Below are 25,746 nucleotides of genomic sequence, written 5' to 3' on the forward strand. Positions count from 1 at the left end.
GGCCGGGAGCGCCATGGAGGCGGGCCGGTGGGACTTACGGTTTGTGGGTCACCCAGAGTGCTTCCGCCGGCCAGTGGTGGGCCCAGTCGGGCGGGTCGGTCTTGTTGTAGCCGTTCGCCGCTTCGGGGGCGGGACGCGGTTCGATGAGGTCGTCGATGACGAGACCCGCTCCGCGCAGGACCCTGATCCAGTCGCCGTAGGTGAGCTGGTAGCTGACCGCGCCCTGGTCCTCGTCGATGGTGTCCAGGCCGAAGTAGTCCTGTCGCAGCGTCGTGGTCGCACGGCTGGTGGCTTCGTCGTAGCACGCTTCGAACCACGGGCTGGCGACGTTGAACACCAGGCGCCCACCCCGGCGCAGTACGCGAGCGGCCTGCGGTACGGCGAGGTGCGGGGGTGCCCAGCTGAGCCCGCCGTAGTCGCAGAACACCAGGTCGAAGGTGTCGGCGGCGAACGGGAGGTGCTCGGCGGCACCTTGCACCAGTGGGTAGCGGGCCGGCCCCATCGCGCGGGCCGCGGCGGCAAGCTGCTCCTCGGACAGGTCGAACCCGACCACCGCGGCCCCCTCGGCGGCGAGCGCCCTGGACCACTGTCCGGCGCCGCAGCCGAGTTCCAGGACGCGACGGCCGGTGACGTCGCCGAGCGCCCGCAGGTGCGCGTCGGGGATCGCGTACGTGCCCCACAGGCGGGGCGTCGCGCCGATTCGCGCGTCGTGTTTGTGCTGGTAGGCGCTGCTGATCTGATTCCAGAAGCGCCTGTTGCCGGAGATGCTGTCCACGTGTCGACCCAAGCAGCACCTGCTGTGGTCGGTCAACGTGATTGCAGACCGGCCCAGCTCGTACGGAACAGGGCCGTCCACAGGAATCCCGCGCCGAAGTGGGGTGAATCGGCCGGCTCGTCCCGCATGCGGCGCAGTTCGACTTCCGCGAGGTCGGAGAAGATCCAGCGCAGCGATGCGGGGGTGTAGGCGAGGCCGCCGTGCAGCCGGCGTTCGCGGTAGAGCTCCGCGTCGGCGAGCTGGGAGCCCATTCCGTCCTCACCGGCCGCGAAGCAGGTCAGGGCGAGATGGCCACCGGGGGCCAGGACACGGTCGAGCAGCGCGAGGTAGCTCACCCTCCGGTGCGGTGGCAGGTGGTGGAAGCATCCGGAGTCCACGACCAGGTCGTACGGTCCGCCCAGCTCCGTGGCCGCCAGTGTGAACGCGTCGCCGCATGCGAAGTGCGCGTCCACCCCCAGTCCGGCAGCGCGCTCCCGGGCCCACGCTATGGCCACCGGCGAGAGGTCCACGGCGTCCACTTCGAACCCGTGCGAGGCCAGGTACAGGGCGTTGCGGCCCGCCCCGCAGCCCAGATCGAGGACCCGGCCGGGCGCGATCAGGCCCTGTTCGAGGTAGCCGGCCAGGCTCTCGTCCGGCTTCATCGGGAAGAACGGGACGGGCCTCGACCTGTCGGCGTAGAACCGGTCCCAGAAGTCCTTGCCGTCCCCGGCCGCCAAGTGGCCGCTCCCGGCTTCGGAGACGAACAACCCGTCCAGGAGTTCGAGAACGTCCTCGACAGTACGCACGGTCCGGTCCACCCGGGCCCCCTTTCGATCACGTCCGACCCTAGGAGCGCCGACGCCGGAAGACCAGATCGCCCCAAGCGCCCCACCAGGCCGAACGCCCCGCTCCCGCGTGACGCGGCGCTCGCCGGAACTCCGCCTCCCGCCCCGGCCCCGTGCCCGCCGAACCGTGCACGGAGGGCCCTGAACGGGCTGTTCCCGGCCGCGCCGGGCCCACGTTTTTCCTCGGATTCGCCGATGAGTTCCCCAGGCTCGCACCGTCTACCCACCGACCCACCCGTCGACGACAGGAGCGCCATGTCCACCATTCAGCCAGTGATCCTCACCGCCCGCCAGGACGTCCTGGCCGGGTTCTACACGGAGCTGTTCGGCGCCGAGGAGATCTTCCGGGTGCCGGCGAAGGGCCAGGTGTTCTACCTCGGTCTGCGCATCGGCGACACCGACCTCGGGCTGGTGTCCAAGCCGGAAGCCGCGGACGGCGCAGCACCCCGGATGCTGCTCAGCATCGCTGTGGATGATGTCGAGGCGACGCTCGGGCGGGTGGAGGCGCTCGGCGGATCCGTCAGCGGCGGTCCGAACGACATGCCGTGGGGACAGCGTGTCGCCCACGTCCGGGATCCCGACGGCAACCCGCTGAACCTCACGCAGCCGATCGGTCCGTCCGGCGGGCGGCCCCCCGGAGAGTGAGGAACGATCCGGAAGATGTCGTTCATCTTCCCCTTGCAGCAGGGAAGTTGATTCCGGCAGGCGGACGGGAGGGCAACCTTCCGTCCGGGCCGGCCGTCCTGTACTGCATGCGAATCTCATTCCTCATCCACAACGCGTACGCGATCGGAGGGACGATCACCACCACGTTCAACCTGGCTGGCGCACTGGCCGATCGGCACGAGGTGGAGATCATCTCCGTGCTCCGGAACAGGGAACGCCCGAGCATCGCGCTCGATCCGCGTGTGCGGTTACGGCCCCTGGTGGATCTGCGGCACGAGAAGGACGACCCGCGGCACCTCGCACCGGCGAAGGTCTTTCCCTCGTCCGAGTACCGCTACGGCGAGTACAGCGCGCTCACCGATGAGCGCATAGGCGAGGCGCTCGCCTCGCTCGACGCCGATGTCGTCGTGGGGACGCGGCCCGGGCTCAATGTCCACCTGGCGCTCCACGCACCCGCGCGGTCGGTGCGGGTCGGGCAGGAACACCTCGCGCACGACCACCACCCCCCGCGACTGCGCAGGGCGCTGCGCCGGGCCTATCCGCGGCTGGACGCGATCACCCCCGTCACGGAGGCCGACTCGGCCGTCTACCGGCACAAGATGCGGCCGCCGGGTGTACGAGTGGAGGCGCTGCCCAACAGTGTCCCCGCCCCGGCCCTCACCCCGGCGGACGGCCGGGGGCGCATCGTGGTCGCCGCCGGGCGGCTCGCGCCGGTGAAGCGGTTCGACCTGTTGATCGACGCCTTCGCCGCGGTCGCCGCGGCATATCCCGACTGGCAGTTGCGCATCTACGGCAGGGGCGAGGAACGGGAGCGGCTGCGCGCGCTCATCGACCGGCTCGGGTTGTACAACAACGTCTTCCTGATGGGTGCGGTGAGCCCGATGGAAGCCGAGTGGGTCAAGGGGTCCGTCGCTGCGGTGACCTCCGATTTCGAATCGTTCGGCATGACCATCGTCGAGGCGATGCGCTGCGGGCTGCCCGTCGTGAGCACCGACTGCGCGTACGGCCCGGGCGAGATCATCACCGACGGGGAGGACGGCCGCCTGGTGCCCGTCGGCGACCGGGACGCGCTGGCCGGCGCCCTGCTGGAACTCGTCGGCGACGAGGAACTGCGTCGTCGTATGGGGCGTGACGCGGCGGCGAATTCCCGGCGTTACGACCCCTCAACCGTCGTGGCCCGGGCCGAGCGGCTGTTCGAGGAGCTGCTGGCCGCCCGGCGGGAGGGCCGGGCGGTGGCCGGGACCGGCCGCACCCTGGCGAGCAGCGGTTTCGCGGCCAGGGACACCTTGCTCACCGCGGCCGGCAGCGTCGTGAGGGCCGCACGGAAGGCGCGACGATGAGGAGCGACGGAGTGAACGGACCGGTGGAGAGGCCGCGGGGCGCGGTGACGGTGCGGGACGGGGGGCGCCTGCTCGTACGTGTCCACCTGCCCCTGCCCGCCCCGGCGCAGCCGCGGCTGCTGCTTCAGCCGCGCCCGAAGAAGGGGCAGCCGGAGGAGGAGGGGCTCGCTCGCGTGCTGGAGCCCGCGGGGCCGGACGAGTGGCAGGCCGTACTGGAGGCCGCCCCCGCCCTGGAGGAAGGCCGCTGGGATGCCTACGTCGTGACCGGACCGGGCGAGGAGCGCGTGCCGTTGCTGCCCGGCCTGCGCGATCTGCGCGCCCTGGTGTCCGGTGCGGATGCCGTACGGGGCGCGCCGGTGTCGGTCCGGATCCCGTACGCCACCAAGGACGGCCGGCTCGCCATACGGGCCTGGCGGCGCGCCACGCACGCGGAGGCCGGCCGGATCACCGTCGGCTCCGGCGCGATGGCGGTGACGGCGCGACTGTACGGTGCCGGGCTGAGCGAGGCGGCGGAGGTCGCGCTGGTCCGGCGCGGGCGGGAGTCCGTCGTCGTGCGGGGCGCACTGAGCTCAGTGGAGGGCCAGGACTTCTCGTTCAGGGTGGACTACGCGGACCTCCTGGCGGAAGCGGCGGGAGGTGCGCCGGTGGTCTGGGACGTGTTCGTCCACCCCGGCGCCGGTGTTCCGCGGGCGCGGGTCGCCCGGCTGCTGGACGACGTCGCGGACCGGAAGACGGTGTTCGTCTACCCGGCCACGACGCTCGGCGGGGTGACGGTTCGCCCGTACTACACCCTCGACAACGACCTCTCCGTGGAGGTCACACCGCAGCGGTCACGGTGAAGGTGCCCCGTTCTCGGGGACCGGAGCCCGAGGCGGGCTCGCCGCCGCAGCCCCCACCGGGCTCACCGGGCCGTGGGCGGAGGCCCGGTGAGCCCGACGTGTCACTCCTCGTCGCGCAGCCGGATCGCCAGCGCGGTCAGGGCTTCCGTCTCCTCGGTGCGCCCCAGGGCGGCCAGGCGCGGGATCGCCGTGTCGAGGCGGGTGAGGGCGAGGGCGGTACGTTCCAGGTAGATGCCCTCCACGACGCCGGCGAGCCGGACGCACTCGGCCCACTCGCCGGCGTTCTCCGGTCCCGGCTCCCCGAGCCCGCCGAGGGCCTTCTCCAGGGCGGTCAGGGAGTCCTCGTACTGTCCGGCGTAGGCATGGACCCGGCCGTGCTCGTAGGCGAGGGCGGTCTCCAGGGAGCGGCCGTGTGGCTCGTACCCGGCGGCGCGCGCCTCGTCGGCTATTCGTTCGGCGTCCGCGAGGCGCGCCAGGGCGTCGGCGAGACCGTCGGCGCCCTGCTGCTCGGCCTGGAGGCGGGCGAGTTCACGCAGGGCGTTGCTCAGCTGTTCGTAGCGCGGGGCACGGGAGTGGGCGGCGAGCGCCTGTCCGACTGCTTCACCGGCCCGGTCGAAGTCGCCGGCCTCGCCGAGGAGCACGGCCGTCTCGGCGGCGATCATGGCGTGGCTCCCGGGGTCGTCGTCCCAGCCCGCCGACTCGGCGGCGAGGGCGACGAACTCGGTCGTGGCCGCCTTGAGGTCCTCCCCCGCGTGCAGGGCGCGGGCGCGGATCAGACGCAGTTGAGCGCCGAGCCGGTCGTCCAGTTCTCCGGCGGCAACGTCCGGTTCGGCCAGGACGGAGTCGAGGAGGGCGATGGAGTCCTCGATCCGGCCGAGGTCCAGGCTGAGCTGGGCGGCGTTGCTGTAGGTGCAGAAGGCGGCCGTCCGCTTGCCGTTCCGGAGGTCCACTTCGGCGGAGCGGGTCAGGTGGCGCAGTGCCTCCTCGGGGCGGCCCACGTGCATGCACACCTCGGCCAGGTCGCCGTGGAGATTGGCGGTGTCGGAGACCCTGACCGGCCATTCGGCTGCCAGGCGTATCGCCTCGGACAGCTCCGTGTACGCGGCCTGCGCGTCCCGCATGCCCATCTGGAATCGGCCACGCAGTCCGAGCGTGCGCGGAAGGTGCCAGGCGGGGCCGTGCCGGCGCAGCCGGTCGCGGTGTGCGTCGAGCACGGTGAGAGCGGTGGGCAGCTCGCCGGACAGGGCGTGGACGCCGGCCCGCAGCAGGACGGATCCGGATATCTGGACGGCCAGGTCGTGCCGGGTGGCGAACGCGTGCAGCAGCTCGACTTCCGCCGCCGCTGCCGCGAGGTGTTCCTCGCTCCCGGTGAGCTGCGCGCGCAGGCAGAGCGTGCTCGCGCGCATGCGGAGCAGGCGGCCCTCCTGGCACGGAGTGAGCCCCGGCGCTTCCTCGTGCAGCCGGACCACGCGCGTGTGGGAGGCGGTCAGCGCCCCGCCCTTCTCCTCGGTCTCGGCGGCCGCGCCACCGGCCTCGGCCTCGGCGAGCGCGGCGGCGGCGTGGGCGACCGCCGCGTCGCCCGGCAGCTCGGCCGCTTCGTACAGGACGGCGGCTTCCTCGTAGAGGGCGGCGGCCTTCGCGTCGTCGTCCCGGTGGGCGGCTCCGTTGGCCTCGTCGGACAGCAGGTCCGCGCGCAGCCTGGCGAGCGGGCCCGCGGCCGGGTCCTCGGGGTGCGCGTAGTCGGGGGCGGCGACGAGCGTGCGCAGCCGTTCCCAGCAGGGGTGCGCGTCGGGGTGTCCCTGCTCGTCCAGCTCGCGTGCCCGGGCGATGAGCTCGGGGACCGTGTCGGGGACGGCGGCCGTCCTGTGGGCGGGGGGTGCGGCGGCCGGGGCGGCCGGGGACAGGTCGTCGAGGGCGCGGGTGCGCAGGGTCAGTTCCAGCGCGTCGAGCAGCGGCGCGCGGTCGAGGCGGGCCTTGCGCCGGTCCGTGTGGGCCGTGGTGCCGTTGCGGGCGTCGAAGCGGGCGGCGAGGTCGTCGGCACGTTCCCGGACCTCGGCGCCGAGGCCGGCAACGGTCCAGGTGCGGCCCGGGTATCCGGCGGCCGGCAGCTCGCCGTGGCCGAGGGACTCGACGCGCCGCAGAAGGACCTCCACGCCGGTGAGGAAGTCGAACTGGTCCAGTGGCGAGTCCACTTCGGAGAACAGGACCCGGTTCTCCGCGAGCAGTTCGAGTCCGCGGGCCTCGTTGCCGGTCAGGGCGCAGAACTCCAGGTGCCGGCCGACCTCCCCGGCCATGGAGGGGTTGCGGCGGCAGCCCCGGTAACCGGCGAGGTGCAGTTCGCGGGCGCGGGCGGAGTCACCGGTGCGCAGCAGGGGCAGCAGCGCGTACGAGAGGGAGCGGGCGGGCTCCTCCTGGCAGCTCTCCTTGCCGTCGAGGACGGGTTCCCAGGTGCGCAGGGCGCGGGCGTCGTCGCCGGCCGTGAGGTGGTGGAGGGCCCGTTCGCAGATCTCGCAGGCTTCGCAGTCGCTCAACGGGGTGCGGGTCCGGGCCGCCCACAGCTCGTAGGCGGGGGCGGTGTCCTCACCGGTATGGGCGGCGAGCTGGTAGGTCTGCGCGTAGTACGGCTGGAGGCCGAGGCCGGCCTTCTCGTACCGGCCGCGCATCTCGGTGAGCCACTGGCGCAGGCTCGTCAGCGGGATCTCGGGCAGGGCGCGCAGGGAGTTCGCCACCCATTTGAACCGCCAGAACAGCAGATGGCGCAGCCGGTCGGTGAAGACGTCGGGCTGCTCGTCGAAGAGGGTGAGCAGGCGGGCGAAGACGACAGGGGACTTGCGGGGTTCGGAACCGTACGTGTACGCCTCCTGGAGCTCGAAGAGCGTACGGACGAGGGCCAGGGGGTCTTCGAAGCGCTCGGCGGCTTCCGCGAGTTCCTCGGCGGCGACGGTGCGGGCGCGGCCGTAGGGGCGCCGCTGGTTCTCCTGGAGCGCGTCGTACAGCTCGTCGGTGTTCTGGGGTGGGGTCGGCATCGTCAGCTGTCCTTGCGGAGGGCGTGGGCGAGGAGATCGAGGAATGAGCGGTTGATCAGGCTCGTCTCGGCGGGCCTGAGCGGGCGCCGGGACAGCATCGCGGCCTGTCCGTACAGGGCTTCGGCGCTGGTGCGGGCCAGCTCGGGCTCGGTGATGGCGGCTGCGGTGCGGACGAGCGGGTTGAGCTGGTTGAGGATCAGCTGGGCGCGCGGGACCTCCTGGCGCAGGGCGCCGAGGATGTCGCCCCACACCCCGCCCTGCTGCTCGCGGGCGAGCTGGGAGCGGGTGCGCTCGTGCCGCGCGTCGCGGCTGTCGATGAGGAGGGCCGGAGCGGAGGCGGGCTGGAAGGTGCGCAGGGCGACGTCGCAGTCGAAGACGGCGAGTGCGTCGCGGGCCAGGGCGAGGTAGGGCGCGGCGGCGAGCTCCGTCTCGCGGTCGACGGGGTCGAGGTGGGCGGTGAGCGTCGCCGGGTCGAGGTCGGCGACGGTCACCTCGGGCCGGAGTTCGGGAAGCCGGTGGACCAGGTCCCTGTCGTACGTGTAGCCGCCGTTGACGACGCCGAGTCCGGCGGCCGAGGCGATCGCCGCGACCTGCCGGAACTCCTCCACGGTGGAGGTCACGAGCACGGTGCGGTGCGTGCGGGCGAACTCGTCGAGGGTGGCGGAGCCGTCGGTGGTCTCGAACGGGATCCAGGGCAGCAGCATCCTCAGGATCTCGTCGTCGTGCACCGCGAGCGACTTCACGGCGAGGTGGTGGGCGCCCAGGAAGCGGGCGAGCAGTTCCGGGTCGCTGGCGGCGACGCGGGAGATCCAGCCGCGCAGCCGTTCGGCGAGGGCGTCGCGGACGGCGGCGAGGGTGTCGTCCTCGTACAGGGACTCCCGGGAGGCCGTGGGGCGCAGGCTTTCGGCGTCGACCACGCAGCGGACGAAGAACGCCCAGTCCGGCAGGATCTCCTCGGCCTGCTCCGACAGCAGCATGCCCTTGACGTGTACGCGGTGGCCGTGGCGGCGGCCGGTCGGGACCGCCTCGGGCAGCACGCAGGCGATGCCCTTGAGCCCCACGGCGGGCAGGTCGAGATCGAGGGTGTCCAGCGGCTCGAAGCCGAAGACCTCCTTGCCGTAGGCGGCCAGGGCGCGCGAGCGGGCCCCCGGCGTCGGGTAGCTGCGGGCCCAGGGCGCGGGCTCCGGGTTGATGCGCGTGGCCGGGCCGTCCCTGCCGTCGTCCACCGTCACCGGGTGGCGCAGGAGGGAGCCGAAGTGCCGTGCCAGGGCGGCGACCTGGGCCGGGCGGGTCCAGTCGCCCGCGTCGGAGCGCGGCGTGAGCGTGACGGTGGTGCCGGGGTCCGGGCGTGCGGAGGCGGGCAGGGTGCGGACGGTGTAGCTGCCGTCGCCGCGGCCCCGCCACTCCACGGCGGGTGCGTCGGGGGTGCGGGCGGAGCGGCTGAGGACGTGGATCTCGTCGGCGACGAGGAAGCAGGAGAGGAGTCCGATGCCGAACTGGCCGATGAAGTCGCCGCGCTGCTCGGCGATCCGTTCGGCGCGCTTGCTGCTCCGGCCGATCGTGGCGAGGAAGGCGTGGACATCGCTCTCGGATAGGCCGACGCCGTCGTCCTCGACGCGTACGACGGCTCCGTCGGCGTACAGGCGGATACCGAACGCGTCGGCGGGGGCGCCGGGTTCGAGGTTGTGCCGGGCGGTCAGCGCGTCCACGGCGTTCTGCAGGAGTTCGCGCAGGTAGACGCGCGGGCTGGAGTAGAGGTGGTGGGAGAGGAGGTCGACGAGGCCGCGCAGATCCACTTGGAAGGTGCGGTCGTCGCCGGTCTGTCGCGAGGCGGTGTCGGGCGATGTCATCAGGCAGTCCGGAGAGGGAGGAGCGAGTGGATGGGTGAGGGCCCGCGCGACGGGTCCTGGGCCTGTGGGGGGTCAGGCGCGGCGCTGGTGGCGGGCGAACTGCTTCTCGGGGTCGCCGAAGTAGGCCCACGGCCAGCTGGTGAAGGCACCGTCGAGGGCGTGGAAGACCCGCTTCGCCGTCTGCCGCTCGCCGGCCAGTGAGAGGGCCATCGCGAAGATGTTGAAGTCGTTCTGCCAGCCCGGCCGCCGTTCGTGGGCGGGGTGGAGGATGCTGTGCTCGGCCGCGCGGCGCAGCTCCGTCCGGATCTCCTCGGTCCTGAGGCAGCCCGTCTCGTCCGACTCGACCCAGTCCTCGATGTGCGCCATGGGTATCACGCAGCCGATCCGGTCGCCTTCCGGCGCGTGGGCGTACGCGTCGCGGGCGAAGCGCAGCGCCTGGCCCGGCTCGCCGCTCCAGCGGGGCTGCAGGTGGGAGATCCACTCGATGTGGGTCTCCAGGTCCAGCGGGGCGCGACGCAGGGCCGCGTCGAGCCGGGCCTCCATGATGTCGGTGCCGAGGGACATGCCGCGTCCGGAGGTGAGGAGCCGACGCCACGGTGTGACCCACTCGGGCCGCAGTTCGGCGGCTTCGAGCAGTTGCTCCTCACCGATGCGGAGTCGCTTGTGGAAGACCTGCCACTGCTTCTGCGTCACCTGGGAGGCGCGGGCGGCGGTGCGTGCCTCCCAGCCCCATTTGATGTGGCGGGCCCCGGCGATGAGCAGGGCGGTCGCCCGGTGCTCCTTGTCCTCCTCGACCGCGCGGCCGATCCAGGTCTGCACACGGCCGAGTTCTTCGAGTTCGTTCAGGATCTGGTGGTCGCGGCCGAGGTCGAAGGGTGTCAGTGCCGCCTTGACCGCCTCCCAGTCCCCCAAGCGGGCCGCCCCCACGAGGGCGAGGACCCGGGCGTCCCCCAGGGCCCGCAGGGTGTACATCCCGTTCTGCTTGCGCGGGACGGGAAGCGCGTGCGGGCCGGCCGCCGTTCTCTCCTCAGCCCTGCCGAACAGCTTGCCGAACATGCCGCGCCCTCCCCTGGTCCCGCTTGATCGTCCGGTGCAGCATAAGCGGCCCCACCGACAACGGTTCCACAGGGCCTTCACGACTGCTTCATACTCCGGGCACCGGCGCGGATACGGCCTTTCTCAGGGCCGTGCCGCCTCCAGGGCCGCCTGGAACTCCCCGTACGCGTCCGCGTCGAAGAGCACGAACCGCACCTCCTCGACGGGCGCCGCGGCCTCCGCCAGCACGGTGCGGACGGCGATGCGGGCCCCGTCGTCCATGGGCCAGCCGTAGACGCCGGTGGAGATCGCGGGGAAGGCGACGGTACGGGCCCCGAGTTCCGCCGCGACGCGCAGGGATTCGCGGTAGCACGACTCCAGCAGGGCCGAACGGTCCTCGGTCCGGCTCCACACCGGGCCGACCGTGTGCACGACCCAGCGGGCGTCGAGCTTTCCGGCGGTGGTGGCGACGGCCCGGCCCGTGCGCAGCCCCTTGCCGTAGCGCGAGGCGCGCAACTCCCGGCAGGCGGCGAGGATCGCGGGACCGCCCCGGCGGTGGATCGCCCCGTCCACGCCCCCGCCGCCGAGCAGCGAGGAGTTCGCGGCGTTGACGACGGCGTCGACGGACTGGCGGGTGATGTCTCCCCGTACGAGGGTGACGGTGACGTCGGAAGGCTCGCTCATGCGGTCATCATGCCCTGACTCCCACGGCTGTGCGGGAGTTGACCGGCGGCGTTGTCAGTGCCCGGTGCTAGCTTCGCCACCATGGCGAATCGTTCGTATCTCTACTCCGCCGACTCGGTTCCGAGCGACGCGGACATCCCGCAGCGGATCCGCTGCATATCCGAGCACAACTGGGACATCCCGCTCGCGCACAAGCTTCTGGTGGGGCACGGGACGACGGTCGTCCCGTCCATGATCTGGAACCGCCCGATCTGTATCGCGGCGGATTACGCCGCCGGGGCGGCGCTGCTCCGCGAGGTCCTGCTCGCGGTCGGCAACGGCCTGGAGGACGACGCCGAGTTCGCGGAGTGCGTGGCCAGGACCACGGCCCACCTGGAGAAGCAGGAGGCGAAGCACTTCCTGCTCGAAACGGGCGAGATCGTTTCGATGACGGACGACGACCCGGCGGAGAGCGTACGCCGCCTGGCGTCCGTGGACGTCCCCGAGGCAGTCGCCCTCGCCGAGGCGGCGACCGCCGGCCGTAACGACGCCTGGCTCGCTTCCGTACGGGCCGACTGGCAGCGGCACTTCGCCTCGTTCTACGCCGACGCGCTCTACTTCTCCTTTCCGGAATCAACGGACAACTGACGAACGGGAGTACGTGATGACGAAGTTCATGCTGCTGGTCAACCACGACGGCGGGGTCTTCGAGGAGCCGATGGACACCTGGCAGCCGGGTGACGTCGCGGCCCACTTCGACTACTACGCCCTGCTGACAAAGGAGTTGACCGAGAGCGGGGAGCTGGTCCGTTTCATGGCGCTGGCCGATCCGCGGCAGGCCCGTACGGTCCGCGCGGACGGCATCGCGCCTCCGGTGGTGTCCGACGGGCCGTTCGCCGAGTCCAGGGAGGCGCTGGCCGGATTCAACGTCTTCGAGGTCGAGTCGGAGGAGCGGGCGCTGGAGATCGCCGCCCGCATCTCCGCCGTCCCGGGCCCCGGCGGTGTGCCCACGCAGCAGCCCGTCGAGGTGCGGCAGGTCATGGCCGACGAGCACGGTGAGCTGTGAGGCGGGCAAGCGCCCCGTGAAGGGGCCGGTGCGTGTCGAGGGCCTGCTGCGCCCGCTCGCTCCGCGGGTCCTCGACGCCCTCGGCCCCGGCGCCCGATCCCTCAACTGGCCCATGTGAGGCCGCCCTTGTCCGGGCCGGGCGGAGTTGTGGCGCCCGGTGGCGCTCTACGGTGCGATGCGGGCGAGTGAGCCCGTCTCCAACGCGGTCCACAGGGCGCCGTCGGGGCCGACGGCGATGCCGTGCGGTTCCGAGTCCGGGGTGGGCAGGGCGTGCGAGGTGACGGCGCCGTCCGGGGTGATCGTCGCGATGCGGTTGGCGCCCCACTCGGTGAACCACACGGCGCCCTGTCCGTCGACGGTGACGGCGTGCGGCCGGGCGGCACGGTCGGGCAGCGGAAACTCCGTGATCCGCCCGTCGGGGGTGATCCGGCCGATCTGGCCGGCGGCGATCTCGGTGAACCACAGCGCGCCGTCGCGGCCCGCCGCGATGCCGACCGGGCCCGCCGCCTCCGTCGGCAGGGGATGCAGGGCGACCGCGCCGTCCATGCCGATCCGCCCGACAGCGTTCCCCTGGTTGAGGGTGAACCACATCCCGCCGTCGCCCCCGGCGGTGATCGCCGACGGGAACGCGCCGGTGACGGGGAGCGGGAACCGGGTGACGTCGCCGTCGACGGTGACGCGGCCGATGCGGTCGGCGGCGGTTTCGGTGAACCAGAGCGCTCCGTCCGGGCCCGCCGCGATGCCGAACGGCCCGGAGCCGGAGCCCGGTACGTCGTACTCGGTGATCGAGCCGTCCGTGGTGATCCGTCCGATCCGGTCGGCCCGGTACTCGGTGAACCACAGCGCGCCGTCCGGACCGGGTGTGATGACGGTCGGTCCGCAGTCAGGAGCGAGGCGGTGGTCGGTCGGCTGCTCGCCGGGGACGAGGCGGCCGATCCCGCCGCTGTGGACGAGGGTGAACCACAGCGCGCCGTCCGGGCCCGTGGTGAGGGTGTACGGCCCGGCCTCGGGGCCGGACACCGGGTACTCCTCGATCGATGCCGGTGTCACGTCGTGCACTGGTCTCCTTTGTTCGTGTTCGGTGGCGGGGCCGGGGCGTGTTCCGCGGCCCCTCAACGGCTGCTCGCTGTGGTGGTCTTCGGCGTTTCGGCAGGCCGTACCGGCGTTGCGGTGCCTTCCACCGGCCCGGCCTTCGTCAGCCACAGGCCCGTGAACAGGGCGGTTGCCAGGGTGAGGGCACCCGCCGTCAGGAATGCGCTGTCGAGGCCGGTCTCGAAGGAGGCCCCGCCGGACTCCCTGGCGCGGACCACGGCTCCGAGGACCGCCACGCCGAGCACCGCGCCGATCTGCCGGGTGGTGCTGCTGATGCCCGAGGCCAGGCCCCCTTCCTGCGGGCTGACGGCCTGGATGGCGGCGCCGGTCAGGGGGGACATCGTCAGGGCGAAGCCGATGCCCACGACCGCCAGCCGCCACCACACGTTCCCGTAGGCCGTGTCGGCGTGCACCGTGCCGAGGGCCAGCAGTCCGAGCCCGGCCAGGGTCAGGCCGGCGGTGACCACGACGCGGAAGCCGTGCCGGGCGGCGAGCCGCCCCGCGTACGGGCTGACGACCACCATGGCGAGGGTGGCGGGAAGGGTCTGCAGCCCGGCGCGCAGGATCGAGCTGCCCTGGACGTACACGAAGAACTGGGAGAAGAAGAAGGTCGAGCCCATGAGCGCGAAGCCCACCACGACCATGGCGGTGTTGGAGACGGTGAACAGGCGCTCCCGGAACAGTCGCAGCGGCAGCATCGGTGCGCGGCGGCGTGCTTCGACGGCTACGAAGGCGGCGAGGAGGAGCGCCGCGGCGGCGAAGCTGCCGAGGATCAGCGGCGACGTCCAGCCGCGCGCCCCGCCCTCGATCAGCCCGTACGCCAGCGTCCCCACCCCCAGGACCGACAGCGTCGTCCCGGGAATGTCGAGCGCGGGAGCGTCCGGATTGCGGGTCTCCTCCAGATGGCGCAGACCGGCCAGGAGGAGCACCGCGCCGATGGGCAGGTTGACCAGGAAGATGGCGGGCCATCCGAAGGCATCGGTGAGCACGCCGCCCGCCACGGGACCCGCGGCCAGCCCGACTCCGCTGAGTCCGGCCCAGAGCCCGATCGCCTTCACGCGTTCCTGCGGCGCGGGGTGCGCCGCCGCGAGCAGGGCGAGCGAGGCGGGGCTGAGCGCCGCGGCCCCGATGCCCTGGAGGATACGGCCGGCGATCAGCCAGCCGAGCGAGGGCGCGAGGCTGCACACCACCGATGCGACGGTGAACACCGCGACACCGGCCAGGTACACGCGTTTGCGGCCGAAGCGGTCGGCGAAGATGCCGCCGGACAGCAGCAGCATGGCGACCAGCAGGACGTAGGCGTCGACGATCCATTGCAGGCCGGTGAGTTCGAGATGGAGGCGGTGCTGCATGTCGGGCAGCGCCGCTCCCACGATCGTGTTGTCGAGCAGGACCATGAACTGGCCCAGGCAGGTCACCGTGAGCAGCACGGCGCGGTTCGGCCGGCCGCTTGCGGCCGTATGCGATGCAGTGATGGCAATCCCTCGCTTCCTAACGCAGTCGGCGACTGCGTTAGTCGACTGTAAGGGAGATCGATTCGTAAACGCAAGTGATTACTGCGTTAAGATGGGCGCATGGACGAACAGCGAGCCCGGCGGCCCGGCGGTCGCAGCGCCCGGGTAGGCGCGCAGGTGCACCAGGCCGTCACCGAGCTCATCAGCGAGCGCGGCTACGGGAACTTCACCGTCGGCGAAGTGGCCGCACGGGCAGGCGTGGCGGACAGCAGCATCTACCGCCGGTGGGGCGGTCTGGAGGCGCTGCTCAGCGACGTGGCGCTCACCCGCCTCAACGCGCGCTCGCCGATGCCCGACACAGGGAGTCTGGCGGGCGACCTGCGTACGTACGCGGCCCAGGTCGCCCGCGAGATCACCGGGCCCGACGGACCGGCGGTCCTGCACCTGGCCGTCGCCCTGTCGGCCACCGGGCAGCAGGGCGCGCAGGCGCGCGACGCCCTCCGCGAAGAGCGCAGCGGGCAGTTGCAGTCCGTGCTCGACCGCGCACGCGAGCGCGGCGAGGCCGCACCCGACGCGCTCACCGTGCTGGACCACGTCCTGGCCCCGATGTACATCCGCGTCCTGTTCGGCATGGGCCCGCTCACCCCGGAGTACGTCGAAGGGCTGGTCGACCGGCTGCTGTGACCCGGGCCCGGTGTCCGAATTCCGGTGGCGTGAGGTGCCGTCGCCCCCACACTGTTCCTGTAGCGATCAGCGGCCCACGGACCAGCCACGGGGGAAGTTCATGACGGACCACGAAGACGCGTACCGGCCCCCGGCGGACCGGCCGCCACAGGGGGCTCCGTACAGCCCGCCGACCGGGGTCTTCGGGCCACCCGTGGACGTCCCGCCCCAGCAGTCCCCGCAGGCAGCCCCGCCCGGGGTCTTCGGGCCACCGCCGCAGGGCCCCTACCCCCCGCAGGCCGTGCCGCCGCAGCGCTCGCCGTACGGGCCCGGGCCGCAATACCCGTACGGGCCGCCGCAGTACAGCCCCGGGCCGCCGCCGCCCGCCGGGCGGCGCAAGCGGCTGCTCCTGTTCGGCGCGGCCGGGGTGGCGGCCGCGGGCCTGGTGGCCGGGCTACTGGTCTGGCACGGGGGGCCGGGGTCGGAGGAGCCGGTCGCCAAGCGGGACCTTGAGCCGTTCCGGCAGGCCGTGGCCGAACTGGCCGACGCCCCCGGTCTGCGGTACAAGGATTCCGGTGCCGACCCGGTGAAGCGGGACATCACCGTCACCGCATCCGGCAGCCGCTTCGGCGCCATGGAAGCCGGGGGCTCCGGACTCGCCCGCGAGGTTCTGCACATCGGCGGCAGGACCTTCACCCGGGCGAAGGACTCGGTCACCGGGTCGTGGGCGGCCGCCGACGAGAGCGACAGCGTCACGCGGGAGACGGTCGGCCTCATGCCGGCCCCGCCTGACCTGGCGACCGCGCTCTCGAAGGCGCTCGACCGGCTGGAGGGCACACCGGCCCCGAGCGGATCCGCCCAGCCGCCCGCCGTCGACGGCACCCCGGCCCTCGCGGTGGACACCTCCGCCGGCCGGCTGCTCGTCACCGAACAGAAGCCCCACCGAGTGCTGCGCCTTGAGTCGTACGGACCCTCCCGGTCCGGAGGGAGGTCGGGCGGCTCGGCCGAATCGGTCTCGTTCCGGCCGGCGTCCGTCACGGCTGAGGGGGGCTCCGAGGACGAGGATCCGCCCGGGATTCCCGAGGTGACGGACGGCCCGCTGGCGGACAGCGATTCCGCCGGGCTGGACCTGGCGCCGGTCGCCGAGGACGCCGTCGGCTCCATGTACGACACGTTGGAGAAGCAGACCGAAGAGCTGAAGAACGCCACCGACAGCGGCATCAACCTGACCCTCAGCAGCGGCGGAACGGTGAAGTGCGGTTCCGGTGGCTGCACGGCGAAGAACAGCTTTTCCGGACACATCACCACCAGTGCCAAGAGCCGCCTCATCAGCGGCAAGGTCACCGCGGTGATGACCGCCTCCTTCAGCATCGACGGCAGGTCCGCGGGCCGGTGCACCAGTCCGCAGGGCTCCTTCGCGGTCTCCGGAACGTCGGTCTCCGGCAGCCTTTCCTGCTCCGCCCCGGGCGCCGGGCCCACCTTCTCCTCGGTCGAGGCGCAGAAGAAGAACGAGGCGCGGGCCCGATCCCGGGCCAGCGGCGGCCGGCTCGTCCAGTACCGGATCCCCTACCGCGCCGACACCCTGATCAACGCCTACGCCCTGGCGAAGACCGAGGTCAAGAAGCTGGTCGACAAGGTACGCGAGGAGCGCGACACGAGCGGCTGCGGGTTCCGCACCTCGGCCTCGGGCGCGGCGGCCCGCTCCCGGGGCGTCACCGTGCCGGCCGGGCTGTTCCGCTCCCCCGCCCCCGCACACCACCTGCCGTCCGTCCGGGCCGGGTTCTTCTCGGGTGCCAAGTGTCCCGACGCCAAGGCGGTGAAGGCCGCGGAGACCGTCGTCGACCGGGCCGGGGACGGCAAGGTACGCAAGTCCAGCAACTACCACCCCCACTTCAGCGACGAACGCGTGGCGGAGATCCTCAAGTCCCCGGACGCGGTGTACCTGTCCCAGGGGCAGCGCGGGAACCTCATCTTCCGGAAGGGCGAGGACATCGTGGTGACGAAGGGCCCGGGCGCCGGGGCCGGTGACGTCATCACGGGCTACGGTCCCTCCGGGAAGAAGGGCGAGTCCGGGGCCAAGGCGCTGGGCGGCTCGCCCGACGACCCACAGCCCCCGGTAACCCATGAGGACATCGTGAACGGGAAGATCCGCGACACCAAGGGCGGCCATCTGCCGACCGCCAGGCGCATCAAGTGAGGCGACGAGCACAATGAAGGTCACGGTCGGCGACGGCATGGCCGCCGCGACGACGGACAGCCCCCTCGCGTTCAGCCCCCGCTTCGACTTCCGCGATCTCCAGCTGATCGTCGCGGGGTACGCGGACCCGGCCGGGCGCGAGCGAGAGCTGTCGGAGACGTTCGGAAGCATGCGGTGGCTGTGGTCGGAGGACGAGTACGTCCGCTTCGACCGCGACAGCCGCGAACTGCGCAGCCTCACCTTCTTCGTGCCCGCGCGGTACGTCTCCGAAGCCGCGGGCGATGGGCCGCGCACACGTGCGGCCGGGCTCCGCGCGGACGTCGTCGGGGAGTTCGGCATGCCCTCGGCCACGGTGTTCCACTGCGACCCCGGGGCCCGTGCCCTGAGCTGCCTCACGGATGCCCGCCTCCTCCGCGGAGAACCGGACGCGCGGCTCGGGGTCGCCCCCGATGTGACCCTCCTGGTCCACGAGGGGGCGGTGACCGGATGGAGCCTCGCCGACCCCGCGCGGTATCTGACGGACGGGTTCGCCGAGCCCCCGTCCGGCCCGCCGGCGCCCACCACGCGGCTGCGGCTGGCAGAGTGCCTGAAGTTGGTCTCCTCGCCGCTCGTGGACCGGGTCATGGACGCGGAGCCGGTGGCGTGGCGGCGACTCAGGGCGGTGGAACGGGCTCTGACGGAACAGCAGGAGGACCGTGCCCGGGCCGACGTCCTGCACGGGGTCGTCAGCCGCCTCATCGAGGACCACGAGGGGTGAGACAGGAGCGACTTGACATGAACACGCTTTCCTGTGGATAGGGTCATGGAGTCAGTCCGTCCCCGCGAACCCCCGTACGGGAAAGGGAAGCCATGAGACTCTCCCGGATGCCCGGCGTGGCAGCCTTCGCGCTGTCCATGCTTCTGGCCCTCACGATGTCCCTCATGTCCGTCCCTCCCGCCGAGGCGGGACAGACGGCCATCCGTGGCGCCGACCCCAGCGTGCTGCGTGTGGGCGGCACGTACATCTCGGTCCAGTCGACGGGCGGCGGCATCAGCGTCCGGCAGGCGTCCTCGACCGGCGGACTGGCCTCGGCCCCGGCCCGGCAGGTGTGGTCGGACACCGGAAACCTGGGCGAGGTCTGGGCTCCGGAGATCGTGCGGGACGGCGGCCGCTACTACGTCTACTTCTCGGCAGGCCGGGGCGCCGCCCACCGCATGTACGTGATCAGCTCCGCCACCCCCGACAGCGGCTACACCTCCGCGACGAAACTCGCCCTGCCCGACGACAGGTGGGCGATCGACGGCACCTTGTTCACCTTCAACGGACAGCGCTGGTTCGTCTGGTCGGGCTGGGCCGGCACCACCAATGTCGAGCAGAACCTCTACATCGCGCGCATGAGCGGCCCGACCACCCCGACGGGCGCCCGGTACATCATCTCCCAGCCCAGGGAGAGCTGGGAGCGCGTCGTCGGCAACCCCTTCATCAACGAGGGCCCCGAAGCGATCAAGGACCCGAACGGGCAGCTGCACATCACCTACTCCGCCAACGGCAGCTGGAGCGATCAGTACTGCATCGCGGAACTGCGGCTCCGGGCGGGCGGTGACCCGACGTACGTATGGGACTGGTACAAGTCCAACGGCTGCCTGTTCGGCTCCAACAGGGCGACCATGATGGCCGGCTGGGACCCCACCCTGTACGTGAACGGCCCGGGCCACCACACCTTCGTGCTGCTCGACGGCGACATCGGCACCAGCCCGCCGGCCGGTCCCACCTTCCCCCTGATGTTCCACGCGGTGCCCAAGGGGACCCCGTACAGCTGGGAGAACCGCTACTGGTACACCGGCTCCTTCTGCTGGTGGGGCAACACCACGTACAGTCGCGCCAACGTTCCCGGGCCCAACACCGATACCGGTTACGGCCTCAAGTTCTTCGAGTGACACCGAGCACTTCGTGAATCCGCTCCGCGGTGGCGCGTGGGCGGAACACGTATCCGTTGTGGCTGCCGGGGAACGCCTCCAGAGGCGTCCCCAGCGCGCCCGCGAGGAGTTCGGCGCAGGTGTGCGTCCAGAGGTGGCCCGACTTCTCGCCGGCGGCGGGCACGATGCGGGCGGGTGAGCCGGCGAGCACGGCCGGGTCGAGGACGTACGCCCGGATCGCCGGGAGGTCGTACCTGAGCAGGACCTCCATGTTGTGCATGCGGTCCGGCCCGGGAACGCGTGGCGGGAGGTCCGGCTCGGAGTCGGCCGGGTCGATGTCGAGGCGGGCCGCGAACTCGCGCATGGCCGCCTCCGCGCCGTGCGTCCGGAAGGTCTCCTCGACGGCGAGCAGCGGCCCGGTGCCCTGCCCGGGCGACGGAAGAAGGCGCGCGGCGGGTGGTTCGTGGGCGACGACTGCCGCGACCTGTCCGGGGTGAGAGCTGGTCAGTTCCAGCGCGACGAGGGCGCCGAGGCTGGTTCCGTAGACGAGCGCGGGCTCCGGTGCGAGGCCGCTCAGCAGCCGGGAGGCGTCCTCGGCGTGCGTGGCGAGCGTCTTCGCGGGGGCTTCGGTGGTGCTCCCGGACAGGCCGCGCCGGTCGTAGGTGACGACGGTGTACCGGTCGGCGAGGTGGCGGGCGAGCGGTTCGGTGGCGTCGATGCCGTGGTGGCCTCCGGCGATGAGCAGGAGCACGGGACCGTCGCCGCGGACGGCGTGGCGCAGTCGCGCGCCCGGAACCGGCAGGGTGGATTGTCTCATCGTGCGACCGCCGATCTGCGTGTCGGACAGGCCCCCGACGGGCCCTGTGCCGATCGTGCCGCCGCCGGCGTCCGGCCGGGAGCGGAGCGCCGTGCCCAGGACCGGCGGTCCCAGGATGCGCGGGCCCGGGGCCGCTACCCTGGGGACGCCATGACACCGAAGCGTCCAGAGCTCGCCGATTTCCTGCGCCGGTCCAGGGAGCGGCTGACGCCGCGCGACGTGGGTCTCGCCGAGGGTCCCAGGCGGCGAACACCGGGACTGCGCCGCGAGGAGGTCGCCGTCCTCGCGGGGATGTCCGCCGACTACTACATGCGCCTCGAACAGGCCCGTGGACCGCAACCCTCGGTCCAGGTGCTCGGCGCCCTGTCCGGTGCGCTACGGCTGACCGAGGACGAGCGGGACCACCTGTACGTGCTGGCCGGGCACCGCCCGCCGGAGGGCGCGCGGGCCGGTGGGTATCTGCGCCCGGGTCTGCGGTATCTGCTCGACCGGCTGGACGGCGTGCCCGTCCAAGTGGTCAGCGATCTCGGCGACTTGCTGGCTCAGAACGACCTGGCGCTCACCTTGTTCGGCTGCGTGTGTTCGGTGGCGGAGGAGGACCGCAACATCGTCCTGCGCTGGTTCAGCGATCCGGCGGTGCGGGGCCGCTTCGCGACTGAGGAACACGAGGAGCAGGCACGGCAGTTGGTGGCCGACCTGAGGGCCGCGACGGCCCGGCGCGGGAACGACGCGGCCTCCGGGTCGCTGGTGGCGCGGTGCCACGCGGCGAGCCCGGAGTTCGGCGCGCTGTGGGACCGGCACGAGGTCGCCGTACGGCGGTCGCACCCGTACCGCCTTGTCCACCCGGAGCTGGGCAGGATCGATCTGGACTGCGAGGTGCTGGCCACGCCTGCCGTGGACCAGCGCCTGCGGATCTTCACGCCGCCACCCGGAAAGGCCGCGGTGCTGGACGAGTTGCGCGTGCTCGGTCCGCGCCACCTATGCGAGTGACCGGTCAGCCGTACATCGCGACATGACGTCGCGGGTGACGCTTTCGCCGTGCCGGACCTCGGCGCACCGGGCCGGGTGCGCGAAGGGGCCGGAGCGGCGGTCTGTTGTCCGCTGCCCCGGCCCCCGCCGGCGTCGGTGTTACGAGTGCCCCGGCGCGGCGGGCTCGGTGCCCGCCTCGGCCTTCATCGCCTTGGCCTCGCTCTTGAGAATGCGGGCCGACTTGCCCAGCGAGCGCGCCATGTCGGGGAGCTTCTTCGAGCCGAACACCATGATGACCACCAGCGCCACGATGAGCAGGTGCCACGGTTCCAGGCCGTTGCGGAGCATCACGTCACCTTCTTTCCTTCGTTGTCGTCCGCGCGTGCGGGGGCACGCCCGTACAGCAGACACCCTAGGCGCCGGAGCTGTGAGCCGTTCGGGCAGGTGGGGCGGGTCGTGCCCCCGCGGTGCTACTTCAGGTGCCGGGTGAAGAAGTGGGCCGCCGCGACCCCGGCGTATGCCGGGACACCGGTGTGTCCGCCCATGTTGGCGTGCAGCGACTTCTCCTTGGAACCGAACGCGTCGAACAGGTCGAGTGCCGCCTGCCGGTCGTTCCCCTCGTCGTCCCACTGCAACAGGACGTGCAGCGGGATGGTGAGCCGGCGGGCCTCGTCGTACGTGGTGCGCGGGATGAAGCTGCCGGCGAAGAGACCGGCGGCCTCGATGCGCGGGTCGACCGCCGCGAGCCGGACGCCGATGGAGATCACCCCGCCCGAGTAGCCGACCGGGCCGGTGACCTCGGGGAGCACGAGGATCGCGTCCATGGCGGCCCGCAACTCCGGGACCGCCCGGTCGACCAGCGGGAGGACGACGGCGTCGATGATCTCGTCGGTGACCGGTTCGCCCGCCTGCAGGGCCCGGCGCATGTCGGCGCGGGCCAGGTCGAGGTCGGGCAGCCGGGGCCGGTCGCCGCAGCCGGGGAGTTCGATGGCGGCCGTGGCGAAACCGTCCGCCGCGGAGTGCCGGGCCCGGTCGGCCAGGCGCGGGTACATCCGCTGGAGGCCGAGCGTGGGGTGGCCGAGGAGGATCAGCGGTACCGGTGCGGACGCCGACGCGGACTCGGGCGTCCAGAGGATGCCCGGGATGTCATCGAGCGTGAAGGAGCGTTCGAGTACGCCGTGGTCCAGGCGCTGCTCGGAAGTGAAATGCATGATCGTGCCTTTCGGGAGTGCACACAACGGCGCTCCCGGACGACCTGCCTATCGCCCGACCGTGACCCCGGAGGGGAGCACCCATGTCGATACTGCGTTCACGGGTACCACCTCCTTGTTCTTTCGCACGGCCGGGAAGAATGTAACAGGGTGCCGCAGGGCTCGCCTAACGGGTTTCGGTACGGGCCCGCCGGCCACGCAGAGCGGCGGCCACCAGGGCCACGACGATCCCGGCGAACGCCCAGGCACCGAGGATCCACAGGGCGCCCGTGGTGTTGTTGCCGTCGAAGTAGACCGTGTTCCGGACGACGGTCGTCCCGGCGCCGGGGGGCAGGGCCTGGCCGATCGCGGCCCAGAAGGGCGGCAGCAGGGAGGCCGGGTAGACGCCGCCGGAGCTCGGGTTGCCGAGGATCGTGAAGATGAGGATGGTCAGGCCGAGCCCGATCGTGCCGAGCAGCGACTGGAGCGCCACGCCCACGGCGCCGGAGGCGAAGACGACCAGGGTGCCGATGCCGACGAGCTCCCAGAAGGCGCCCGGCAGACAGTTCAGCACGGGGCCGACGATGATGGCACCGCCGATTCCGGAGACGAAGGCGTAGGGCACCATCGCGGCGAGCCGCACGATGGAGCGCCGGAGCGTGGGGCGCTTGGATCCGGCCGCCATGTTCAGTGCCGATGCGGCGAGGTAGCCGCCGATCGTCCAGCTGAGCACCAGGTAGAACGACGACAGCCCTCGGCTGTCCCCCGCAGCGGGCGCACGGATGTCACGTACGGTGAGCGCCCGGTTCTGCGTACGTTCCACGGTCGCCACGACCTTCGCGGCGGCGTCGGCGGCCGAGGGGCCGCCCGCCGAGGCGATGAGCAGCGTGTCGGTGCGCCCGGTCACCGCCACGATCAGTGCGGCGTCGGTCTTCCGCTCCAGCAGCCTGGCCCTGGCCTGCGCGCGGTCCTGTACGGCGGTGACGTGCACCGGGTCGCCGGGCAGCGAGTTGAGCCGGGCGACCAGATCGGCCTCCACCGGGCGCGGGGCGACCAGGGTGATCGGGATGCGGTGCGGCTTCGGAGCGTGGAACGCCCCCATGTACGAGAGGGCGAAGCCCAGTTGGAGCAGCAGCACGCCCACCATGACGAGCACGGCTCTGGTGGTGATCGCGTCCCGCATCTCCGCCCACGCGCCGACTCGCGCCGTCGAGCCCGTTGTCTCCGCCATGTGACGTCCCCGCTCTCAGCCGCTGTTGACCGGTGCACCCATTCCGCCGACATCCTTGCGCCGGGCCCGCGTGTCACGGAGAGAACACGCATGGCCGGTGCCGTACCCACCCGTTCGGCCCAGGGACTGTCACTCCGGCCGCGCGAACCGGTGGGCGGCCCAGAGCAGGGCCGCCGAGCCGCTGATCAGGAGCAGGGCCGCCTCCACGGGGAGCGGCAGGGAGTGGCCGGCCCAGCTGATGCCTCCTGCGGCAGCCGCGTCCGGAGCACGCAGGGCGATGCTGCCGCGCAGCATGTCGACTCCGTGGGCGAGCGGGTTCACGGCGGCCAGGGCGTGAATCCAGCCCGGGAGCGACTGAAGGGGGAAGAATCCGCCGGAGAGGAACAGCAGGGGCATCATCAGCACGCCGAGCAGGGTGTGGAACGTCTCGGGTCTGCTCAGGCTCACGGCCAGGGTCAGAGCGAGGGCGGTGATCGTGAAGGAGATCAGGGCCATACCGGCGAGGAGCAGCGCCAGGAGGAGCGGGTCGTAGGGCAGGCCGACGACTCCGGCCAGACTCAGCAGCACGGCGCCCTGGATCGTGGCGACGAGGGTGCCGCCGGCGCAGCTGCCCAGGAGCAGGGTCGTACGGCTGACCGGGGCCATGAGGAGTTCGCGCAGATAGCCGCTCTGGCGGTCGGTGATGAGGCGGATGCCGACCAGGATGGCCGGGGTCTGCACCGTCATCATCAGCATGCCGGGGAACAGATAGGTCTGATAGCCCACCCCCAGCGTGGAGTTGGGGATGAGCCTGGCGAGTCCGCCGCCCAGGATCAGGAGGTACAGCACGGGGTGGAGCAGCATCAGCGCGGTGTGGGCGGGCTGGCCGGCCAGGCGGAGCAGGTCCCGGTGGATCAGGCCGTGGATCGCGCGCAGTTCGTGCCGTAGCCGGGACGGCCGAGCGTCGTCCCCGGTGCCGGTCGCGTGGAGCGGGAGTGCGGTCACCGGCCACCGCCGGCCTGGGTGCCGTGGATGCTGCGGCCGGTGTGGTGGAAGAACACGTCGTCAAGGGTGGGCGGGGTGGCGGACGCGGCCCGGACGGCGATGCCGTGGCTCTCCAGGGTCGCGCAGAGGCGGGGGATCCAGGAGCTGCCGTCGGGCACTCGCAGGCAGATCCCGTCGGCGTCCCTGGTCACGGACTGTCCGCGCGGGACCAGGCGGTGGACGACGCGGTGTGCTCGCTCGTCCTGGCTGGTGCGCAGCACGACGCGGTCGTCGCCGATGGCGGCCTTGAGCGCCCCGGGCGCGCCCTGGGCGACCAGCCGGCCGCGGTCGATGATGGCGACCCGGTCGCAGTTGGCCGCCTCTTCGAGCTGGTGGGTCGTGATGAAGAGCGTGCTGCCGCTCCGCTGCCGCAGGGCGTACAGGTGGTCCCAGATCTGTGCCCGGGCGTGGGGGTCGAGCCCGGTGGTGGGCTCGTCCAGGAAGAGGATGCCAGGGGCGTGCAGGAGCTGGCGGGCGATTTCCAGGCGTCGGCGCATCCCTCCGGACAGGGTGCGTACGGGAGAGGAGCGCCGGTCGGCGAGTCCGGCCACCTCCAGTACTTCGGCGGTGCGCCGGCGGACGTGGGCGCGGCGGATGCCGTAGAGGCGGGCGTGGATGCGGAGGTTCTGTTCGGGGGTCAGGTCCGGGTCGAGGGCACTTTGCTGGAAGAGCATGCCGACGCGCTGCCGCACCAGGTGGGGCTGGGTGCGTACGTCGGCGCCCGCCACCGTGGCATGGCCCGCGGTGGGGCGGGCCAGGGCGCAGAGCATGGCGATGGTGGTGGACTTCCCGGCGCCGTTGGGTCCGAGGAAGGCGAAGGTCTCGCCCCGGTGGACGTCCAGGTCCAGGCCGCTCACGGCGTCCGTGGTGGTGCCCCTTGGCCCGGGGTAGCTCTTGACGAGGCCGCGGGTGCTGATGGCGCACTCGGGGGTGGCGGGGGTGTGCCCGGGGGCGATCGCCTCGCCGCCGGTGTGAAGTCGCATGGTCCGGTCCTCACCTCTGGTTCGCCGGTGGGTCCGGCCGGGGGGGGTGCCGGGCCAGCCCCCCGCCCGGCCGGGGGGCCGGGCGAGGGGCCGCGGATTGCCATGCAGACCCCGGGGTGGTCCGGCAGCCCGCCCGCGCCCAAAAAA

The 25,746-nt window shown here is 72.3% G+C and carries 24 protein-coding genes; 10 read left to right on the forward strand and 14 right to left on the reverse strand.

All coding sequences use genetic code 11. From position 1 onward, the window contains the following. Positions 1-34: 34 nt before the first annotated feature. Positions 35-775, reverse strand: a complete 741-nt coding sequence (locus ACZ6C6_RS13670) for a class I SAM-dependent methyltransferase (RefSeq protein WP_469202279.1) — start codon at positions 773-775, stop codon at positions 35-37. 32 nt (positions 776-807) lie between these two features. After that, on the reverse strand, positions 808-1,572 hold the full coding sequence (locus tag ACZ6C6_RS13675; protein WP_469202281.1) for a class I SAM-dependent methyltransferase: 765 nt from the start codon (positions 1,570-1,572) through the stop codon (positions 808-810). Positions 1,573-1,854: 282 nt separating this feature from the next. On the opposite strand from ACZ6C6_RS13675, the gene ACZ6C6_RS13680 reads away from it, so the two are divergent. From ACZ6C6_RS13680 to ACZ6C6_RS13690, 3 genes are all read left to right on the forward strand, one after another. Beyond that, entirely contained in the window at positions 1,855-2,244 is a 390-nt protein-coding gene (locus tag ACZ6C6_RS13680; RefSeq protein WP_469202283.1) for a VOC family protein, read from the forward strand. Positions 2,245-2,351: 107 nt separating this feature from the next. Then, positions 2,352-3,605: a glycosyltransferase family 4 protein gene (locus ACZ6C6_RS13685; RefSeq protein ID WP_469202285.1), complete on the forward strand. Its 1,254-nt coding sequence runs from the start codon at positions 2,352-2,354 to the stop codon at positions 3,603-3,605. Beyond that, positions 3,602-4,444 carry a hypothetical protein gene (locus tag ACZ6C6_RS13690; RefSeq protein ID WP_469202287.1) on the forward strand — a complete coding sequence of 281 codons (843 nt, stop codon included), beginning with the start codon at positions 3,602-3,604 and terminating at the stop codon, positions 4,442-4,444. The genes ACZ6C6_RS13685 and ACZ6C6_RS13690 overlap by 4 nt, the downstream gene beginning before the upstream one ends. A 101-nt stretch (positions 4,445-4,545) precedes the next feature. On the opposite strand, the gene ACZ6C6_RS13695 is transcribed toward ACZ6C6_RS13690, so the two are convergent. The 4 genes from ACZ6C6_RS13695 to ACZ6C6_RS13710 form a co-directional block, all read right to left on the reverse strand. After that, the gene (locus tag ACZ6C6_RS13695; RefSeq protein ID WP_469202289.1) at positions 4,546-7,470 is read right to left on the reverse strand and encodes a tetratricopeptide repeat protein; all 2,925 of its coding nucleotides are present in this window, start codon (positions 7,468-7,470) and stop codon (positions 4,546-4,548) included. Between the two features lie 2 nt (positions 7,471-7,472). Beyond that, entirely contained in the window at positions 7,473-9,320 is a 1,848-nt protein-coding gene (locus ACZ6C6_RS13700) for an HSP90 family protein (protein WP_469202291.1), read from the reverse strand. Between the two features lie 72 nt (positions 9,321-9,392). Next, the gene (locus ACZ6C6_RS13705) at positions 9,393-10,376 is read right to left on the reverse strand and encodes a hypothetical protein (protein ID WP_469202293.1); all 984 of its coding nucleotides are present in this window, start codon (positions 10,374-10,376) and stop codon (positions 9,393-9,395) included. A gap of 123 nt (positions 10,377-10,499) precedes the next feature. After that, the gene (locus tag ACZ6C6_RS13710) at positions 10,500-11,039 is read right to left on the reverse strand and encodes an O-acetyl-ADP-ribose deacetylase (protein ID WP_469202295.1); all 540 of its coding nucleotides are present in this window, start codon (positions 11,037-11,039) and stop codon (positions 10,500-10,502) included. 81 nt (positions 11,040-11,120) lie between these two features. Between ACZ6C6_RS13710 and ACZ6C6_RS13715 the strand changes: the two genes are divergently transcribed. Continuing rightward, positions 11,121-11,666, forward strand: a complete 546-nt coding sequence (locus ACZ6C6_RS13715) for a DUF7822 domain-containing protein (RefSeq protein WP_469202297.1) — start codon at positions 11,121-11,123, stop codon at positions 11,664-11,666. A gap of 16 nt (positions 11,667-11,682) precedes the next feature. After that, on the forward strand, positions 11,683-12,084 hold the full coding sequence (locus ACZ6C6_RS13720; protein ID WP_469202298.1) for a YciI family protein: 402 nt from the start codon (positions 11,683-11,685) through the stop codon (positions 12,082-12,084). 165 nt (positions 12,085-12,249) lie between these two features. Here ACZ6C6_RS13720 and ACZ6C6_RS13725 read toward each other — a convergent pair whose 3' ends face one another. Beyond that, positions 12,250-13,143, reverse strand: a complete 894-nt coding sequence (locus ACZ6C6_RS13725) for a Vgb family protein (RefSeq protein WP_469202300.1) — start codon at positions 13,141-13,143, stop codon at positions 12,250-12,252. A 53-nt stretch (positions 13,144-13,196) separates the two neighbouring features. Next, on the reverse strand, positions 13,197-14,573 hold the full coding sequence (locus ACZ6C6_RS13730) for an MFS transporter (RefSeq protein ID WP_469202698.1): 1,377 nt from the start codon (positions 14,571-14,573) through the stop codon (positions 13,197-13,199). Between the two features lie 177 nt (positions 14,574-14,750). On the opposite strand from ACZ6C6_RS13730, the gene ACZ6C6_RS13735 reads away from it, so the two are divergent. The 4 genes from ACZ6C6_RS13735 (at position 14,751) to ACZ6C6_RS13750 (ending at position 19,407) form a co-directional block, all read left to right on the forward strand. Continuing rightward, positions 14,751-15,314, forward strand: a complete 564-nt coding sequence (locus ACZ6C6_RS13735; RefSeq protein WP_469202302.1) for a TetR/AcrR family transcriptional regulator — start codon at positions 14,751-14,753, stop codon at positions 15,312-15,314. Positions 15,315-15,414: 100 nt separating this feature from the next. Beyond that, entirely contained in the window at positions 15,415-17,490 is a 2,076-nt protein-coding gene (locus tag ACZ6C6_RS13740; protein ID WP_469202304.1) for a hypothetical protein, read from the forward strand. Positions 17,491-17,503: 13 nt separating this feature from the next. After that, a complete protein-coding gene (locus ACZ6C6_RS13745) occupies positions 17,504-18,247 on the forward strand; it encodes a hypothetical protein (RefSeq protein WP_469202305.1) in 744 nt (247 codons plus the stop codon). Positions 18,248-18,354: 107 nt separating this feature from the next. After that, positions 18,355-19,407, forward strand: a complete 1,053-nt coding sequence (locus ACZ6C6_RS13750; protein WP_469202307.1) for a glycoside hydrolase family 43 protein — start codon at positions 18,355-18,357, stop codon at positions 19,405-19,407. On the opposite strand, the gene ACZ6C6_RS13755 is transcribed toward ACZ6C6_RS13750, so the two are convergent. Further along, on the reverse strand, positions 19,391-20,203 hold the full coding sequence (locus ACZ6C6_RS13755) for an alpha/beta fold hydrolase (RefSeq protein ID WP_469202309.1): 813 nt from the start codon (positions 20,201-20,203) through the stop codon (positions 19,391-19,393). The two genes, ACZ6C6_RS13750 and ACZ6C6_RS13755, sit on opposite strands and share 17 nt — an antisense overlap. A 150-nt stretch (positions 20,204-20,353) precedes the next feature. Here ACZ6C6_RS13755 and ACZ6C6_RS13760 point away from each other — a divergent pair, with 150 nt between their 5' ends. After that, the gene (locus tag ACZ6C6_RS13760; RefSeq protein ID WP_469202311.1) at positions 20,354-21,193 is read left to right on the forward strand and encodes a helix-turn-helix transcriptional regulator; all 840 of its coding nucleotides are present in this window, start codon (positions 20,354-20,356) and stop codon (positions 21,191-21,193) included. Between the two features lie 138 nt (positions 21,194-21,331). Here ACZ6C6_RS13760 and tatA read toward each other — a convergent pair whose 3' ends face one another. From tatA to ACZ6C6_RS13785, 5 genes are all read right to left on the reverse strand, one after another. Further along, complete coding sequence (tatA, locus tag ACZ6C6_RS13765; RefSeq protein ID WP_469202313.1) at positions 21,332-21,523, reverse strand: Sec-independent protein translocase subunit TatA; 192 nt, start codon at positions 21,521-21,523, stop codon at positions 21,332-21,334. A gap of 119 nt (positions 21,524-21,642) precedes the next feature. Continuing rightward, on the reverse strand, positions 21,643-22,383 hold the full coding sequence (locus tag ACZ6C6_RS13770; protein ID WP_469202315.1) for a dienelactone hydrolase family protein: 741 nt from the start codon (positions 22,381-22,383) through the stop codon (positions 21,643-21,645). A 166-nt stretch (positions 22,384-22,549) separates the two neighbouring features. Next, on the reverse strand, positions 22,550-23,545 hold the full coding sequence (locus ACZ6C6_RS13775) for a DUF3533 domain-containing protein (RefSeq protein ID WP_469202700.1): 996 nt from the start codon (positions 23,543-23,545) through the stop codon (positions 22,550-22,552). A gap of 177 nt (positions 23,546-23,722) precedes the next feature. Continuing rightward, positions 23,723-24,577, reverse strand: coding sequence for an ABC transporter permease (locus ACZ6C6_RS13780; protein WP_469202317.1), 855 nt, complete (start codon positions 24,575-24,577; stop codon positions 23,723-23,725). After that, entirely contained in the window at positions 24,574-25,599 is a 1,026-nt protein-coding gene (locus tag ACZ6C6_RS13785) for an ATP-binding cassette domain-containing protein (protein ID WP_469202319.1), read from the reverse strand. Before ACZ6C6_RS13785 ends, ACZ6C6_RS13780 begins: the two co-directional genes overlap by 4 nt. Positions 25,600-25,746: the final 147 nt, after the last annotated feature.

It is taken from the genome of Streptomyces sp. NPDC041814 (assembly GCF_055590565.1).